Here is a 14,565-nt window from a genome sequence, read left to right as displayed (position 1 = left end):
CCTATGTCAGAATGCTGACATGAGTCAAGAGGGTGTCGACTTGGAGACGTCACTGGGCTACCTGCTCAAGGAGGCGTCGAGCACCCTCCGTCTGGCGATGGAGGAGGTGCTGCGGCCGCTCGGGATGAGCGTGACGCACTACTCCTGCCTCGAGCTGCTGGCCCAACGGCCGGGCTTGTCCAACTCTGAGCTCGCGCGGGGCGCGTTCGTGACGCGGCAGTCGATGAACGTGCTGCTCCAGGCCCTGGAACGAGAGGGGCACGTGACCAGGCCCGCGAAGGCGCCGGTCGGGAAGGTTCTTCCCACGCGGCTCACGCCTCGCGGACGGCGGGAGCTCGAGAAGGCGTCCATGGCGGTTCGGTCCGTGGAGGTCAGAATGCTGGGCGGCATGACCGAGACCGAGCGGTCGGACGCGTTCCGGATTCTGCGGGGCATGATCGATTCCCTGCGCGACGGCAACGACGAACCGTAGCTCGGGCGGTTGGTTCCGCGTCGGTGCCATGCGCTCGCGGGCGCCGCATGCGCTGTCGAAGTGGTCGCGAGTCGAGAGCGAGGCAGAACTTTCCACCCTGCCACAGGCCACCGACAGAAACCCGGGTGACCGTGGCGGAACGCGCTACTTGTCCACAGACCCCCACTTGTCCACAGCCTCCACGATTCCCGCTTCTCCCTCCGCATCGCGCCCCCTAGCGTCGAATGCGTGTTCGAACGATCAGTCCCGGAATCGCCGGGCCTCCCCGTCAACCACCGGCTCGAGAAGCTCGCCGACCAGGCCCTCGCGGCCGACCGTGACACCGGACCACCAGGTGCCGTCGGTCGTCTGGTCGAACGCTGGGTACCCGAATCGCTCACCCGCGGCCCGCAGCGGCGGCGCCTGACGACGGTCCTCCTGGCGCTCGTCGTGGTCCTCGTGCTCGTCGGCACGTCGATCGCGCTCCTGGGCGGAGGGCCGCAGGTCGAGCGCGCCCCGGTGCTGCCTGCCGCGCCGGAGCGGCCGGCGCCGGTCGCCGCGTCCGCGAGCCGGGTCGCCGACAGTTCGCTCGTCATCAGCGTCGTCGGCAAGGTCCGCACTCCCGGGCTCGTCACGGTGCCCGCTGGTGCACGGGTCGCGGACGCGCTCCGGGCGGCAGGCGGCGCCGTCGAGGGCACTGACGTCACGGCGCTCAACCTCGCCCGGAAGCTTGCCGACGGCGAGCAGATCTACGTCGGCGTCCAGCCCCCGCCCGGCGTCCAGCAACCCGCGACGAGTAGTGGCGCGTCCGCGCAAGTCGACCTCAACACGGCCACGGCCGAGCAGCTGGACGCGCTGCCGGGCGTCGGCGAGGTCACCGCGCAGCGGATCATCGACTGGCGCACCGAGCACGGCGGGTTCCGTTCCGTCGACCAGTTGCGCGAGGTCGAGGGCATCGGTGAGACACGGCTTTCCCGGCTGCGCGACCAGGTCAGCGTCTCATGATCACCGGAACCGAACCGCTGGTGAGGCACGATTTCCGCCTGGTGCCCGCGGCGTCGGTGCTCTGGCTCGGCGCGTTGCTCGGGTTGCTGTGGTCGTGGTGGGTGGCACTCGCCTTCGGAGTGGCGGGGGTGCTGGTGGCCGTGGTGCTGCTCGTCCGGTTGCGCCCGTCCCGGTCGCGTTGGTGGTCGGGGGCGTTGGCGCTGCTCGTGGCCGGCCTGGTGCTGGCGGGCCCGCTCGGCTTCCGGCTCAGCCGAGCGGAGCACGATCCGCTGCTGGATCTGGCGGGCCGGGGCGCCGGGGCAACGTTGCGGGTGCTCGTCACCGACCGACCGAGACCCGTGCGCTCCGCGGGGTACGCCGACCAGCAGGCCGGTCCGCGCTCGGTGGTCGTCACGGCCGAGGTCCTGCACGCCGAATCCCACGGTCAGGCGGTGCCCTCGGCAGGCAGGGTCGTGCTGCTCGCGCCCTTCGGCACTTGGAGCGGGGCCCTCCCGGGCCAGGAGGTCACGGCGAGCGGCGAGCTGGCCCCGCCACGAGACGCCGATCTGACCGTGGCCGCGGTCTACGTCCGCGGGCCGCCCGTCGCCGCGACCGGAGCCCCGTGGTGGCAGCGTGGCGCCGAATCGATGCGGGACGCGCTGCGGCAGGCATGCGTGGCGGTCCTGCCCGAGGAGCAGGCCGGGCTGGTGCCGGGTCTGGTCGTGGGCGACACGAGCGGACTGTCCGAACGGCTCGACCGCGAGTTCACCGACGCCGGGCTCACGCACCTGATGGCGGTCAGCGGTTCGAACGTGGCGATCGTGTGCGGCGCCGTGCTGTTGCTGTTGCGGCTCCTGCGGGCCGGGCCACGGTTGTCGGCGGGGCTGGCCGGAGTGGCGCTGACCGGGTTCGTGGTCCTGTCGGGGGGCGAGCCCAGCGTCCTGCGGGCCGGGGTGATGGGCGGGATCGCCCTGCTGGCCCTGGCACTGGGACGGCAACGATCGGTCGTTCCGGCGCTCGCGGCGGCGGTGTGCGTGCTCGTGGCGTGGGATCCGGCGATGGCCGTCAGCTTCGGCTTCGTACTCTCGGTGATCGCGACGGCGGGGCTCGTGTTGCTGGCGCCGCGCTGGGCGGAAGTGCTCCAGCGCCGAGGGATGCCACCCGGATTCGCCGAGGGTCTCGCCGTCCCCGCGGCGGCGTTCGTGGTGACTGCCCCCGTGGTAGCGGGGATGGCCGGACAGCTCAGCGTGGTCAGTGTCGCCGCGAACATCCTCGTCGCGCCGGTCGTCGCTCCGGCCACGGTGTTCGGGGTGTTCGCCACGGTGGTGGCGGCTATCTGGCCCGCGGGCGGGGAACTGGCCGTGCGGCTGGCCGGGCCGGAGGCGGGGTGGCTCATCGTCGTCGCGCGGCGAGCGTCGGAGGTGCCGGGTGCGGTGCTGGCCTGGCCGGCCGGGTGGTGGGGCGGGTTGCTCGCCCTGGTGGTCGCGGTGGCCGTGGTGCTGGCCCTGCGCCGAAGACGGCTGCGAGTGCTGCTGGCGCTGGTCCTGGCCGGGCTCCTGCTGGTGGTCGTGCCGGGCAAGGTCGTCACCCCGGGCTGGCCGCCGCCGGGCTGGGCGGTGGTGGCCTGCGACGTCGGGCAGGGCGACAGTCTCGTCCTGTCCACCGGTGAGGCGGGGCGGGCGGTCGTGGTGGACACGGGGCCCGAGCCGGGGCCGGTGGACCGGTGCCTGGACCGGCTGGGCGTGGAACGGGTGCCCCTGGTGGTGCTGAGCCACCTGCACGCCGACCACATCGGCGGACTGGACTCGGTGTTCGAGGGGCGCTCCGTCGGCGGGATCGCCGTCGGGCCGGGGCGGCAGCCGGACTGGGCCTGGCGGCAGGCGGTCCAGGTCGCGGCGCGCCACGGGGTGCCCTTGCTGGAACTGGAGCTGGGACGGCGACTGGAGTGGCCGTCACTGAACCTGGAGGTGCTGGGCCCCAGATACGTGTCGCCAGAGGAGGAGGACAACGACGACGGCACACAGATCAACAACGGTTCGGTCGTCCTGCGTGCCCGGACGACGGCGGGAACGGTGCTGCTGACCGGTGACGTCGAGCTGGCGGCACAGGCCGACCTGCTCGCCGCGGGAGCCGATCTGCACGCGGAGATCCTCAAGGTGCCGCACCACGGCAGCAGGTTCTCGCTCCCGCAGTTCCTGGCCGCGGTGTCCGCGCGGCTGGCGCTGGTCAGCGTCGGTCCGGGCAACCGGTACGGCCACCCGAACCGCACGACACTCGACACCCTGACCGCGGACGGCGCGCTCATCACCCGCACGGACACCGACGGCGACACCGCGGTGATCCCCGACCAGGCCGGCCCCGCAGTGGTGCGCCGGGGAAAGTGAGGCAGGAGATGCTCAGAGACCGAGAGCTTCGTGCACGGCCGCCGCCGACGGTGCGACCGTCGCCTTCGGACCGACGTGGTTCTCGATCGCGTCCAGGGTCTTGAGGCCGTCACCGGTGATCAGCAGGACGGTCTCGGCGTCCGGGTCGATCTTGCCGGCTTCGATGAGCTTCTTCGCCGTCGCCACGGTGACACCACCGGCGGTCTCGGTGAAGATGCCCTCGGTGCGGGCGAGCAGGCGGATGCCCTCGACGACCTCTTCGTCGGTGACGTCCTCGATCGCACCGCCGGTGCGGCGGACGGTGTCGAGCACGTACGGGCCGTCGGCCGGATTGCCGATCGCCAGCGAGCGCGCGATGGTGTCCGGTTTGACCGGCTGGACGACATCGTGGCCGTTGCGGAACGCGGTGGAGACCGGCGAGCAGCCCGCGGCCTGGGCGCCGAACACCTTGTACGGGGTGTCCTCGACCAAGCCGAGCTTGGCGAACTCGCGGAAGCCCTTGTCCACCTTGGTCAGCTGGGAGCCCGACGCGATCGGCACGACGATCTGCTCCGGGATCCGCCAGCCGAGCTGCTCGGCGACCTCGAAGGCGAGCGTCTTCGAGCCCTCCGAGTAGTACGGGCGGACGTTGACGTTGACGAACGCCCAGCTCTCGTGCTCGGCTGCCAGCTGGGTGGCCAGGCGGTTGACGTCGTCGTAGTTGCCGTCGACGGCGATCAGGTTGCCGTCGTAGACCGCGGTGGTCAGGATCTTGGCGCGCTCAAGCGAGGACGGGATCAGCACCACGGACTGCCAGCCGGCCCGGGCCGCGGCCGAGGCGACGGCATTGGCCAGGTTGCCGGTGGACGGGCAGGCGAGGGTGTCGAAACCGAACTCGCGGGCCGCGGCCAGTGCGACGGCGACGACGCGGTCCTTGAAGGAGTGCGTGGGGTTGCCGGTGTCGTCCTTGACCCACAGGCTCTTGACGCCGAGAGCTTTGGCGAGCCGGTCGGCCTTCACCAGCCGGGTACAGCCCGGCTCGGTGTTGGGGATCTCCTCGACGTTCGAGGGCACCGGGAGGAGCTTCTTGTAGCGCCAGATGTTGCGCGGGCCGGACTCGATGTCCTCGCGGCGCACGCGTCCGAAGTCGTAGGCGACCTCGAGCGGCGAGAAGTCCTCGGCGGAGACGAACTCCGGGGCCAGCGGCTGGCGGTGACCCTCTTCCTTGGAGACCAGCTCGACAGCCGGACCGAGGTCGACGGTGCGGCCGGTGGCGGTCGAATCGAGGGCTGCAGTCATCGCGAGGTTCCTTTCCTCATCTGTCCCGCTGGCGCGGGCCGGAATTGGCACCGTGGTCGTCAGCTACCTCGCGGAATCGAGATGACAGGCTGACGCCGGTTGCCGGGGCTTCGTCGGGCCGTTCCCTCTGCCCCTCTGGATGAGCGGTGTTCAGTTGTCGGGGATACCGCGCTGCGGCAACGCCCGGTCAACAACATACGGCACCGGGCTCGGGCCACGCCATGCCCCTCCGGGTTTCATCACGGTCCGGAACTGTCGGTCGCGCGTGGCAGTATCTGGTTCGTGACCGCGCCGGCAACCACCACCGCTCCTCTCCAGCTCGTGCTCGGCGAAGAGGAACTGCTCGTCGAGCGTGCCGTCCGGGCTGCGCTCGACCAGGCCAGGAAGGAGGATCCGGCCGCTGAGCTGACGAAGGTCAGGGTGTCGGATCTCACCCCGCCCGCGCTGGCGGAGCTGGTCAGCCCGTCGCTGTTCAGCGAGGGCAGGGTGATCGTCCTGGACGCGGCGCAGGACATCGGCCAGGACCTGTCCGACGCGGTCCTGGCCTACGCGAAGATGCCTGCCGACGGGGTCGTTCTGGTCGTCGTGCACACCGGTGGCGGGCGCAGCAAGGCGGCCAAGGCGCTGCCGGCGGCGTTGCGCAAGGCCGGAGCCCAGGTCACCGAGTGCCCGAAGATCACCAGACCCGCCGACCGGGAATCGTTCGTCCGCAACGAGGTCCGCCAGGCCGGGGGCAAGATCGACCCGGCGGGTGTCGCCGCGTTGATCGACGCGGTCGGGTCCGACCTGCGGGAACTGGCCGCGGCCGCGTCGCAGCTGGTGGCCGACTCGGGCGGCCGAGTCGACGAGGAGGCGGTGCGGCGCTACCACCGCGGCCGCGCGGACGTGACCGGCTTCGCAGTGGCGGAAAAGGCGGTCGGGGGAGAACGCGGGGCGGCGCTGGAGGCGATGCGGTGGGCGCTCCAGATCGGCGTGGCGCACGTCCTGATCGCCGACGCGCTGGCCGACGCCGTGCGGACCATCGCCCGGGTGTCCGCGGCCGGCCGCGGCAACCCGAACCAGATGGCGGGTGAGCTCGGGATGCCGCCGTGGAAGATCCGCAAGGCCCAGGGACAGTCCCGGGGATGGACACAGGCGGGCCTCGCCGAGGCGATGGCGGTAGTGGCGCGCGTGAACGGTGAGGTCAAGGGCCAGGCGGCGGACCCGTCCTACGCGCTCGAACGGGCCGTCCTGGAACTGGCCGCCGCCCGCGACAAGCGCTGACCCCGCACGGGCGAACGTCCGGCGCGGGTGGAGCCGGTGCTGATGCGGTCGGCGACCCAACGCTCGTACCGCCGACGAGAGGGATGAAACCTGCCTCGGTCGCGGCGTGACGGCGCCGCCGCGCGGCGCCGGGAGACCACGTTTCGTGGTGCCTGAACAGGCAGATAGTGCACCACAGCACAAAGGGCGGGCATCCGCAGATGCCCGCCCTCGTGGAGGTCCTGCTCAGAGCTGGTTGACGCGCTTGGCCATCGCGGACTTCTTGTTCGCGGCCTGGTTCGCGTGGATGACGCCCTTGCTGGCGGCCTTGTCCAGGGCGCGAGCGGCGATCTGCTGCTGCTCGACGGCCTTGGTCTTGTCACCCGACTCGGCGGCCTCGCGGAACTTGCGGATCGCGGTCTTCACCGAGGACTTGACCGACTGGTTGCGCTGGCGCGCCTTCTCGTTGGTCTTGATGCGCTTGATCTGGGACTTGATGTTGGCCACGAGGGCGCTCCTTCAATCGATCGGTGGGTTCGCTGCCGCGCTGTACCGGCCCCGGCGTGCGGGTTTCCTCCCTGGCGGAATGCCGCGCGGCAACGACCGTCAAGGCTAGCAGGGGACTACCGTGACACTTGCACTGGCCATGACCGGGACGGAGGCACGTGGACGGCACCGCACTGGCGTTCGTTCTCGTCGCCGCTGTCGTGCACGCCGGGTGGAACCTCGCGGCCAAACGGGTCGACGCCGGCGCCCGGTTCGTCTTCCTTTACTACACGGTGTCCGCGGTGGTCTGCGCTCCCCTCGCGGTCGCCGCGTTGATCGTGTCGGGGGAGCGTCCGCACTGGACCTGGCTGGTCGCCGCATTGCTGACCGCGGTCTTCCACGTCGCCTACGGCATCGTGCTGCAGCGGGGCTACCGCGTGGGTGACCTGTCCGTCGTCTATCCGCTGGCGCGGGGGAGCGGGCCGCTGTTGTCCGTCCTCGCCGCGGTGGTCCTCCTCGGTGAACGGCCGGGGTGGCTCGGGCTCGCCGGGGCGCTCCTGGTCGTGGCCGGGGTACTGGTGATCGGGCTCGGGCCGTCGGCGGACCGGCGAGCACGCCGGGCGGGCGTGTTCTACGGGCTGCTCACCGGCGTCACCATCGCGGGGTACACGCTGTGGGACGACCATTCCGTCAACGCGCTCGCCGTCCCGCCGCTGATCTATTTCGCCACCGGCGCGGTGCTGCAGAGCCTGCTGCTCGCCCCGGCGGCCCTGCGCTCCGGTGGACAGGTGGCCACTTTGTGGCGGGCGCACTGGCGGGAGACCCTGGTCGTCGGCATGCTGTCGCCGGTGGCGTACCTGCTCGTGCTCTACGCGATGCGGCGGGCGCCGGTGAGCCTGGTCGCCCCGGCCCGTGAGGTCAGCATCGTGCTGGGCGGGATCGCCGCCTGGATCGTGCTCGGCGAGGCGAACCCGGTGCGGCGGCTGGTCGGCTCGACCGTGGTGCTGGCCGGGATCGCCGCGATTGCGGCCTCCTGACGGGGTGGGGTAGGCAGGAGGCATGGACGTGCTGAGCAGCCGTGTTCTGATCCACCCCCGTGACCTCGAGAAGACGACGGCGTTCTACCGGGACACACTCGGCCTGGCGATCTACCGCACGTTCCCCGGCGGCACCGTGTTCTTCACCGGCCACGGCTTCCTGGAGGTCGTCGGCCGTGGCGAGAAGGGCACCAGCCCGGACGTCGAACTGTGGTTCCAGGTCCGCGACCTGGCCGCGACGCTCGACGAGCTCGCCGGACGCGGCGTCGAGCCCGATCGTGAGGCCCGCCGTGAGCCGTGGGGCCTGGACGAGGCGCGCATCTCCGACCCCGACGGGACGTCCATCGTGCTGGTCGAGATCCCGCCGGACCATCCACTCAGGACGGACATTCGGCCGTAGTGACCGGCCGTCGGCGGGTTTGTGGCGGCGGTGGGCTGACCACCGTGTGGGCGGCCGGGACGACGCCTTCGGTGGCGATGGTCCCGGCTGGGCGGCGGCGCGGTGCATCCCGCGCCGCGGGTGACGGGGCTCGTGCTCGCGCCGTGGAACTCGCGTGGATGCAGTGTTCCCGGGGTCGCGGGCCTGCGCGGAAACCCGCGGCAACGAGCGTGGACCTCGCGGACGTGAACTCGGACTCGTGCGCGGGAGCGCAGGACTCGCGCGCCGGAAGGGGGGACTCGTCGACGGGAGCGTGGGACTCGCGGGCGGGTCAGGGGCGGTGGGCGCGCAGTTGCGCGGCCAGCGGCGCCGTCACACCGGGGGGCTGCCACACCCACGTCTGGAGGTCCGTGAAGCCCGCGTCCGTCAGTTCGTCCGCCAGTACGTGCCGCGGCACGGGGAGCCATTTCTCGTGGGCGGAGAGCACCAGGCGGCCGCCCGGGCGCAGGACCCGCAGCAGTTCGGCGAAACCCGCGGCGCGGTCGTCCCACAGTTGGACGTTGTTGACGCTCAGCGCGATGTCCACGGAGGCCGGGTCCAGGTTCGTCCGTTCCGCCGTCCCGCGCGTCAACCGCACCCGCCCGGCCGAAATCTCCTCGGCGCACCGGGTCTGCGCCAGTGCCAGCATCTCCGGTGACGGGTCCACCCCCACCGCCAGCGTCGCCCGCTGCCCGGCGAGCCGCAGGCCCACCCCCGGACCGGGTCCGAGGACCAGCACCGTCTCGTCCGGGGTGAGCCTCGCCACGTTCACCACATGCCGTTCCGTCGCGCCGTTGCTCTGGGCCATCACCGCGCCCCCGATGCGTCCCAGCAGGCCGCGGGGGTGACCGAAGGCCCGGTCGAAGATCTGTCCGATCGTTGTGCTCATACCTCCAGGTCAGCACTCGGCCCTGCTCACCGGCATCGGGGATGACCCGGAAATCGGGCATGGGAACATGGAGTCGTACCCCACGACGAGCCGAGGACCCGAGTGAGCACGTTCGCCGACCAGACCTTCACGCCGCCGGAGCAGATCCGGAACTTCTGCATCATCGCGCACATCGACCACGGCAAGTCCACCCTGGCCGACCGGATGCTGCAGCTCACCGGCGTGGTCGAGGCGCGGGCCATGCGCGCCCAGTACCTCGACCGGATGGACATCGAGCGCGAACGCGGCATCACGATCAAGGCCCAGAACGTGCGGTTGCCGTGGCAGGTCGACGGCCGCGACCACGTCCTGCACCTCATCGACACCCCCGGCCACGTCGACTTCACCTACGAGGTCTCCCGTGCGCTGGAAGCGTGCGAGGGCGCGATCCTGCTGGTCGACGCCGCCCAGGGCATCGAGGCCCAGACCCTGGCCAACCTGTACCTGGCGCTGGAGAAGGACCTGCACATCATCCCGGTCCTGAACAAGATCGACCTGCCCGCCGCCGATCCGGACAAGTACGCCGCCGAGCTGTCGCACATCATCGGCTGCGACCCGTCCGAGGTGCTGCGCGTCTCGGCGAAGACCGGGATGGGTGTGACCGATCTGCTCGACGAGGTCGTCCGCCAGGTGCCGTCGCCCGTCGGGGACGCCGACGGCCCGGCCCGCGCCATGATCTTCGACTCGGTGTACGACACCTACCGCGGCGTCGTCACCTACATCCGCGTGGTGGACGGCAAGATCACCCCGCGTGAGCGGATCCGCATGATGTCCACCGGTGCCACGCACGAGCTGCTCGAGGTCGGCATCATCTCTCCCGAGCCGAAACCCAGCGCCGGCCTCGGGGTCGGCGAGGTGGGGTACCTGATCACCGGTGTGAAGGACGTCCGCCAGTCGAGGGTCGGTGACACCGTCACCTCCGAACGCAAGGGCGCCGCCGAACCGCTGGCCGGTTACCGCGATCCGAAGCCGATGGTGTTCTCCGGGCTCTACCCGGTGGACGGCTCGGACTACCCGGAGCTGCGCGAGGCGCTGGAGAAGCTGCAGCTCAACGACGCCGCGTTGACCTTCGAGCCGGAGACCTCGGTCGCGCTGGGCTTCGGGTTCCGCTGCGGGTTCCTCGGCCTGCTGCACCTGGAGATCACCCGCGACCGGCTGGAGCGCGAGTTCGGCCTCGACCTGATCGCGACGGCCCCGAACGTGGAGTACCGCGTCGTCCAGGACGACGGTGTCGAGGTGATGGTCACCAACCCGTCCGACTGGCCGGGCAACGTGAAGATCGCCGAGGTGCACGAGCCGCTGTCGAAGGTCACCGTGATCGCCCCGTCCGAGTTCATCGGCGCGATCATGGAGCTGTGCCAGGGCAAGCGCGGCACCCTGCTCGGCATGGACTACCTGTCCGAGGAACGCGTCGAGCTGCGTTACCACCTGCCGCTGGCCGAGATCATCTTCGACTTCTTCGACTCGCTGAAGTCCCGCACCCGCGGCTACGCCTCGCTCGACTACGAGGAGGCGGGCACCCAGGTGTCGGACCTGGTGAAGGTCGACATCCTGCTGCAGGGCGAGCCGGTCGACGCGTTCTCCGCGATCGTGCACAAGGACGCCGCCTACGCCTACGGCAACCGGATGGCGAACCGGCTGCGGGAGCTGATCCCGCGCCAGCAGTTCGAGGTGCCGATCCAGGCTGCGGTCGGTTCGCGGATCATCGCGCGCGAGACGATCCGCGCGATGCGCAAGGACGTGTTGTCCAAGTGCTACGGCGGTGACATCTCGCGGAAGCGCAAGCTGCTGGAGAAGCAGAAGGAGGGCAAGAAGCGGATGAAGAACATCGGCCGGGTCGAGGTTCCGCAGGAGGCCTTCGTCGCGGCGCTGTCCACCGACGAGCCCTCCGGTGACAAGGGCAAGAAGAAGTAGCGGAAGGCCCGCGATCCCGGAGCCGGGATCGCGGGCCTTCGTGGTTTCCGGGTCAGGAAACGCCCAGCAGCACAGCGAGTGCCTCGACGAGAGACGACGACACGCCGGCGACGGTCGCGTCCAGGTACTCGGCGATCGGGGTCAGTTCGGCCGCGGAGGCCTGGCCGCCGACCAGCGCCAGCATCGGCGCGGTGAGCAGCCCCAGTGCGATGCCGCGTTGCGTCCAGCGGCGGGTCTTGCTCTCGGTCTTCGGGGCGGTCACAGCCTGGTTCTCGCTCATGGTGTCCCTTCGGCTCGTCGGCAGAAATGCGAAGCGCGTTCGCATGAGCAGCAGCGTGGACTAGGCCGATCGGCGCAACAAGGTGCTTAACGGGCACTTGACGACATGGCAACCGGATGTCGCGCCGGTGGGTGAGTCTCCGTTAACAACGCGGCCACGCCGGGGACACAATGTCGATCATGCAGGTCCGGAGATCCGGCTCGCCTCGACGAACACCGCGCATCGCCGTTCCTCGGCCATCACGCGGTCGTAGGTGTCCCAGTCGTCGTGGGTGCCACCCGCCGCGGTGAAAATGTCACGCAGCAACCCGGGCAGCCCGGCCGGGTCGAAGCCCGGATCGGGGTCGTCGGGTCCGATCAGGCGGGCCGGGCCCTGTATCGCCGCCCAGTTCCAGCCGCGCCGGAACACGACCGTCGCATTGCCGCGCTCGCGCAGCAGGCCGAGCTTGCGCGCCCCGCCGACCGCCACGAACGCGACCGAGGGCCTGCCGGACACCGGGTCGTCGAGCAGGCCCGCGTTGACCACCGAGGCTTGCACCGTGCCGTCCGTCCGCGCGATCGCCACCGTCGCCAAGCCGGTTTCCCCGGCGGCGAGCGCGCGGACGGCGTCGAGTTTCGTCGTCATACCGCCAAGTTAGACCCGCGCGCGACGGCGGAACAGTGCTCCGGCGACCGGGACCGCGACCACGAGGATCGCGCCCCACCACAGCACCGCGAGCCAGGCCGCGTTGCCCACGGGCCCGTCCAGCAGGAGCGCGCGGACACTGTCGACGACCGGTGTCACCGGCTGGTATTCCACGACGGCACGCAAACCGGCGGGCATCGTGCTGGGCGGCACGAACGCACTGCTGAGGTAGGGCACGAACACCAGCACCATGCCGAGCCCGCCCGCCCCTTCGACACTGCGCGCGAGGAGTCCGAGAATCGCCGCGACCCACGAGATCGCCAGCGTGAACAGCAGCAGGATCCCCAGCGCCGCCAGCCAGCCGCCCAGGCCGGCGCCGGGCGAGAAGCCGATCAGCAGTCCGACGCCGATCATCACGGCGAGCGAGAGCGCGTTGCGGACGACGGAGCCGACGACGTGCCCGGTGAGGACGGCGGTGGAAGACACCGGCATCGAGCGGAACCGCTCCACGACACCGCGGGTGAGGTCGTCGGTGACGCCGACGGTCGTGGCGGTCGAGTTGAACGTCACGCTGATCGCGATGATCCCGGCGATCACGTAGTCGATGTAGGCGGTGCCGCCGGTGTCGATCGCGCCGCCGAACACGTAGCGGAACAACAGCATCAGGGCGACCGGCAGGAAGATCGCCGTCATCGCCTGGTCCGGGTTGCGCAGGATGTGCCGGATGGACCGTCCGGTGAGGACGGACGAGTTGTGCGCCGTCCACTGCAGGGTGCTCATCGGGTGGCTCCGATCGCGGGCTCGCCGGTCAGGGACAGGAACACGTCGTCGAGGGTCGGGCGGGTCAGGGCGAGGTCGGCGACCTGCGCGCCGGCCTGCTCCAGCCGGTTCAGGATCTCGCGGACGTCGTGCGCGCCGTCGACCGGAACGCTCAACGTGTGGCCCTCACCGAAATGGGCCGGGCCGAGCACGAGACGGGCCAGCTCGAATGCCCCGGCGGTGGCGAAGGTGAGGTCGAGGCGCTCGCTGCCGACGCGCTGTTTGAGCGACTCCGGCGTGCCTTCGGCCACGACCCGCCCGTTGTCGATCAGGGCGACCCGGTCGGCGAGTTCGTCCGCCTCTTCCAGGTACTGCGTGGTGAGCAGGACGGTGACCCCGCCGGCCAGCAGGTCGCGCACGGTGTCCCACACCCCGGCGCGGCTGCGCGGGTCCAGCCCGGTGGTGGGTTCGTCGAGGAAGAGCACCGGCGGTGCGGTGATCAGGCTGATCGCCAGGTCGAGGCGCCGTTCCATACCGCCGGAGTAGGTCTTCACCGGTCGTCCGCCCGCTTCGGTCAGGTCGAACCGGTCGAGCAGCTCGTCGGCACGGCGGCGCGCGGCCGCGGTGCCCAGGCGGAACAGGCGGCCCATCATGACCAGGTTCTCGTGACCGGTCAGGATGCGGTCGACCGCGGTCTGCTGTCCGGTCACGCCGATGATCCGCCGCACCTCCCGTGCCTGCCGCACCACGTCGAACCCGCCGACCCGCGCGGTGCCGCTGTCCGGGGCGAGCAGTGTGGTGAGGATCTTGACGGTCGTGCTCTTGCCCGCGCCGTTCGGTCCCAGCAGTGCGACGACGCTGCCCCGCTCGACGGTGAGGTCGACACCGCCGAGCACCTCTCTGTCCCCGAATGCCTTGCACAGGCCGCTGACCTCGATCATCACACTCTCCCTGCGACTGTGTATCTCGTAGACTATTTTGTGTAAGTGATACACAGTTCTAGGATGGCCGTCAAGGACGAAAGGACGGCGATGACGGCGGAACGCACGCGGACCCTCGAACTGCTGTGGGGTGGCGGCGAGCGGCCCACCCGCGGGCCGAAGCCCGCGCTGAGCGTGGACAAGATCGTCCGCGCGGCGATCGACCTCGCCGACGCCGAGGGCATCGGCGCGGTGTCCATGCAGCGGGTGGCGGCGGCCGTGGGCAAGACCACGATGTCGCTGTACCGGTACGTGTCGGGCAAGGATCAGCTGATCGAGCTGATGGTCGACTACGGGGCCGAGGAAGCGCCGCCGGAGCCCGCGGGCGAGGACTGGCGCGCCGAGGTCGCGGCGTGGGTGCGCGCGGTGTGGCAGTTCCACCTGCGGCACCCGTGGATGTTGCGGGTCCGGATCAGCGGCCCGCCCTCCGGGCCCCGGCAGCTGGCCTGGATGGAGGCGGGGATGCGGGCGATCTCGGGGCTCGGCCTGACCGGTGCCGAGATGATCTGGGCGATGACCTTCCTGGACGGCGCGGTGCGCGAGCTCGCGCGGATCTCGCTGGACATGGCGGAGGCGCAGCGCGAGGCCGGCATCACCGGGCTCGAAGCGGATGCGGACTTCGCCGATGCGATGCGGCGGTTCCTGGATCCGGAGCGGTTCCCGATGCTGGCCGCCACGGTCGCCGAGGGCACGTTCGATCCGGACGCGGAGGACGCCGGGATCCTGCCGGACCTGGAGTTCGGTGTGGAGCGGCTGCTGGACGGTCTCGAGGCGTACGCGCGCGACCGGAAACCCTAGGG

Annotated in this window: 15 protein-coding genes and 1 riboswitch; of the genes, 8 read left to right on the top strand and 7 right to left on the bottom strand. The window is 70.8% G+C overall.

The window, feature by feature from the left end:
• Window positions 1–19: 19 nt before the first annotated feature.
• From HNR02_RS00155 to HNR02_RS00145, 3 genes are all read left to right on the top strand, one after another.
• Window positions 20–472 carry a MarR family winged helix-turn-helix transcriptional regulator gene (locus tag HNR02_RS00155; protein WP_179771195.1) on the top strand — a complete coding sequence of 151 codons (453 nt, stop codon included), beginning with the start codon at window positions 20–22 and terminating at the stop codon, window positions 470–472.
• A gap of 228 nt (window positions 473–700) precedes the next feature.
• Window positions 701–1,456, top strand: a complete 756-nt coding sequence (locus HNR02_RS00150) for a ComEA family DNA-binding protein (RefSeq protein WP_179771194.1) — start codon at window positions 701–703, stop codon at window positions 1,454–1,456.
• The gene (locus HNR02_RS00145; protein WP_179771193.1) at window positions 1,453–3,819 is read left to right on the top strand and encodes a ComEC/Rec2 family competence protein; all 2,367 of its coding nucleotides are present in this window, start codon (window positions 1,453–1,455) and stop codon (window positions 3,817–3,819) included. The genes HNR02_RS00150 and HNR02_RS00145 overlap by 4 nt, the downstream gene beginning before the upstream one ends.
• A gap of 12 nt (window positions 3,820–3,831) precedes the next feature.
• Here the strand turns inward: HNR02_RS00145 and thrC are convergent, their stop codons facing one another.
• The gene (gene thrC, locus HNR02_RS00140) at window positions 3,832–5,097 is read right to left on the bottom strand and encodes a threonine synthase (protein ID WP_179771192.1); all 1,266 of its coding nucleotides are present in this window, start codon (window positions 5,095–5,097) and stop codon (window positions 3,832–3,834) included.
• Between the two features lie 13 nt (window positions 5,098–5,110).
• Window positions 5,111–5,243: riboswitch (SAM riboswitch) on the bottom strand.
• Between the two features lie 136 nt (window positions 5,244–5,379).
• Between thrC and holA the strand changes: the two genes are divergently transcribed.
• On the top strand, window positions 5,380–6,360 hold the full coding sequence (gene holA / locus HNR02_RS00135; RefSeq protein WP_179771191.1) for a DNA polymerase III subunit delta: 981 nt from the start codon (window positions 5,380–5,382) through the stop codon (window positions 6,358–6,360).
• 225 nt (window positions 6,361–6,585) lie between these two features.
• Here holA and rpsT read toward each other — a convergent pair whose 3' ends face one another.
• On the bottom strand, window positions 6,586–6,846 hold the full coding sequence (rpsT, locus tag HNR02_RS00130) for a 30S ribosomal protein S20 (RefSeq protein ID WP_179771190.1): 261 nt from the start codon (window positions 6,844–6,846) through the stop codon (window positions 6,586–6,588).
• 158 nt (window positions 6,847–7,004) lie between these two features.
• Here rpsT and HNR02_RS00125 point away from each other — a divergent pair, with 158 nt between their 5' ends.
• Entirely contained in the window at window positions 7,005–7,862 is an 858-nt protein-coding gene (locus HNR02_RS00125; RefSeq protein WP_179771189.1) for an EamA family transporter, read from the top strand.
• A 22-nt stretch (window positions 7,863–7,884) separates the two neighbouring features.
• Complete coding sequence (locus HNR02_RS00120) at window positions 7,885–8,262, top strand: VOC family protein (protein WP_179771188.1); 378 nt, start codon at window positions 7,885–7,887, stop codon at window positions 8,260–8,262.
• Between the two features lie 310 nt (window positions 8,263–8,572).
• On the opposite strand, the gene HNR02_RS00115 is transcribed toward HNR02_RS00120, so the two are convergent.
• Window positions 8,573–9,169, bottom strand: coding sequence for a class I SAM-dependent methyltransferase (locus HNR02_RS00115; protein ID WP_179771187.1), 597 nt, complete (start codon window positions 9,167–9,169; stop codon window positions 8,573–8,575).
• 102 nt (window positions 9,170–9,271) lie between these two features.
• Here HNR02_RS00115 and lepA point away from each other — a divergent pair, with 102 nt between their 5' ends.
• Window positions 9,272–11,122 (top strand): translation elongation factor 4, encoded by a 1,851-nt coding sequence (gene lepA, locus HNR02_RS00110; protein WP_179771186.1) that lies wholly within the window; start codon window positions 9,272–9,274, stop codon window positions 11,120–11,122.
• A 52-nt stretch (window positions 11,123–11,174) separates the two neighbouring features.
• Here the strand turns inward: lepA and HNR02_RS00105 are convergent, their stop codons facing one another.
• The 4 genes from HNR02_RS00105 to HNR02_RS00090 all read right to left on the bottom strand — a co-directional run bounded on the left by HNR02_RS00105 (window position 11,175) and on the right by HNR02_RS00090 (window position 13,726).
• Window positions 11,175–11,402: a hypothetical protein gene (locus HNR02_RS00105; RefSeq protein ID WP_179771171.1), complete on the bottom strand. Its 228-nt coding sequence runs from the start codon at window positions 11,400–11,402 to the stop codon at window positions 11,175–11,177.
• 177 nt (window positions 11,403–11,579) lie between these two features.
• Window positions 11,580–12,026: a pyridoxamine 5'-phosphate oxidase family protein gene (locus HNR02_RS00100; RefSeq protein WP_179771185.1), complete on the bottom strand. Its 447-nt coding sequence runs from the start codon at window positions 12,024–12,026 to the stop codon at window positions 11,580–11,582.
• Between the two features lie 9 nt (window positions 12,027–12,035).
• Window positions 12,036–12,806 (bottom strand): ABC transporter permease, encoded by a 771-nt coding sequence (locus HNR02_RS00095; protein ID WP_179771184.1) that lies wholly within the window; start codon window positions 12,804–12,806, stop codon window positions 12,036–12,038.
• Window positions 12,803–13,726 carry an ATP-binding cassette domain-containing protein gene (locus tag HNR02_RS00090; RefSeq protein WP_179771183.1) on the bottom strand — a complete coding sequence of 308 codons (924 nt, stop codon included), beginning with the start codon at window positions 13,724–13,726 and terminating at the stop codon, window positions 12,803–12,805. Before HNR02_RS00090 ends, HNR02_RS00095 begins: the two co-directional genes overlap by 4 nt.
• Before the next feature lie 63 nt (window positions 13,727–13,789).
• Between HNR02_RS00090 and HNR02_RS00085 the strand changes: the two genes are divergently transcribed.
• Window positions 13,790–14,563, top strand: a complete 774-nt coding sequence (locus HNR02_RS00085) for a TetR/AcrR family transcriptional regulator (RefSeq protein WP_179771182.1) — start codon at window positions 13,790–13,792, stop codon at window positions 14,561–14,563.
• Window positions 14,564–14,565 lie beyond the last annotated feature (2 nt).

This window comes from Amycolatopsis endophytica (assembly GCF_013410405.1).
Classification (GTDB): Bacteria; Actinomycetota; Actinomycetes; order Mycobacteriales; family Pseudonocardiaceae; genus Amycolatopsis_E; species Amycolatopsis_E endophytica.
This window is presented reverse-complemented; position numbering and strand designations above follow the sequence as displayed.

What these genes read in the sequence shown, in the direction of transcription:
- HNR02_RS00090 (WP_179771183.1), bottom strand. Translation starts at nt 13,726, where the DNA reads ATGATCGAGGTCAGCGGCCTGTGCAAGGCATTCGGGGACAGAGAGGTG.
- HNR02_RS00100 (WP_179771185.1), bottom strand. Translation starts at nt 12,026, where the DNA reads ATGACGACGAAACTCGACGCCGTCCGCGCGCTCGCCGCCGGGGAAACC.
- HNR02_RS00155 (WP_179771195.1), top strand. Translation starts at nt 20, where the DNA reads ATGAGTCAAGAGGGTGTCGACTTGGAGACGTCACTGGGCTACCTGCTC.
- HNR02_RS00085 (WP_179771182.1), top strand. Translation starts at nt 13,790, where the DNA reads ATGGCCGTCAAGGACGAAAGGACGGCGATGACGGCGGAACGCACGCGG.
- HNR02_RS00145 (WP_179771193.1), top strand. Translation starts at nt 1,453, where the DNA reads ATGATCACCGGAACCGAACCGCTGGTGAGGCACGATTTCCGCCTGGTG.
- thrC (WP_179771192.1), bottom strand. Translation starts at nt 5,097, where the DNA reads ATGACTGCAGCCCTCGATTCGACCGCCACCGGCCGCACCGTCGACCTC.
- HNR02_RS00105 (WP_179771171.1), bottom strand. Translation starts at nt 11,402, where the DNA reads ATGAGCGAGAACCAGGCTGTGACCGCCCCGAAGACCGAGAGCAAGACC.
- HNR02_RS00095 (WP_179771184.1), bottom strand. Translation starts at nt 12,806, where the DNA reads ATGAGCACCCTGCAGTGGACGGCGCACAACTCGTCCGTCCTCACCGGA.
- HNR02_RS00120 (WP_179771188.1), top strand. Translation starts at nt 7,885, where the DNA reads ATGGACGTGCTGAGCAGCCGTGTTCTGATCCACCCCCGTGACCTCGAG.
- HNR02_RS00115 (WP_179771187.1), bottom strand. Translation starts at nt 9,169, where the DNA reads ATGAGCACAACGATCGGACAGATCTTCGACCGGGCCTTCGGTCACCCC.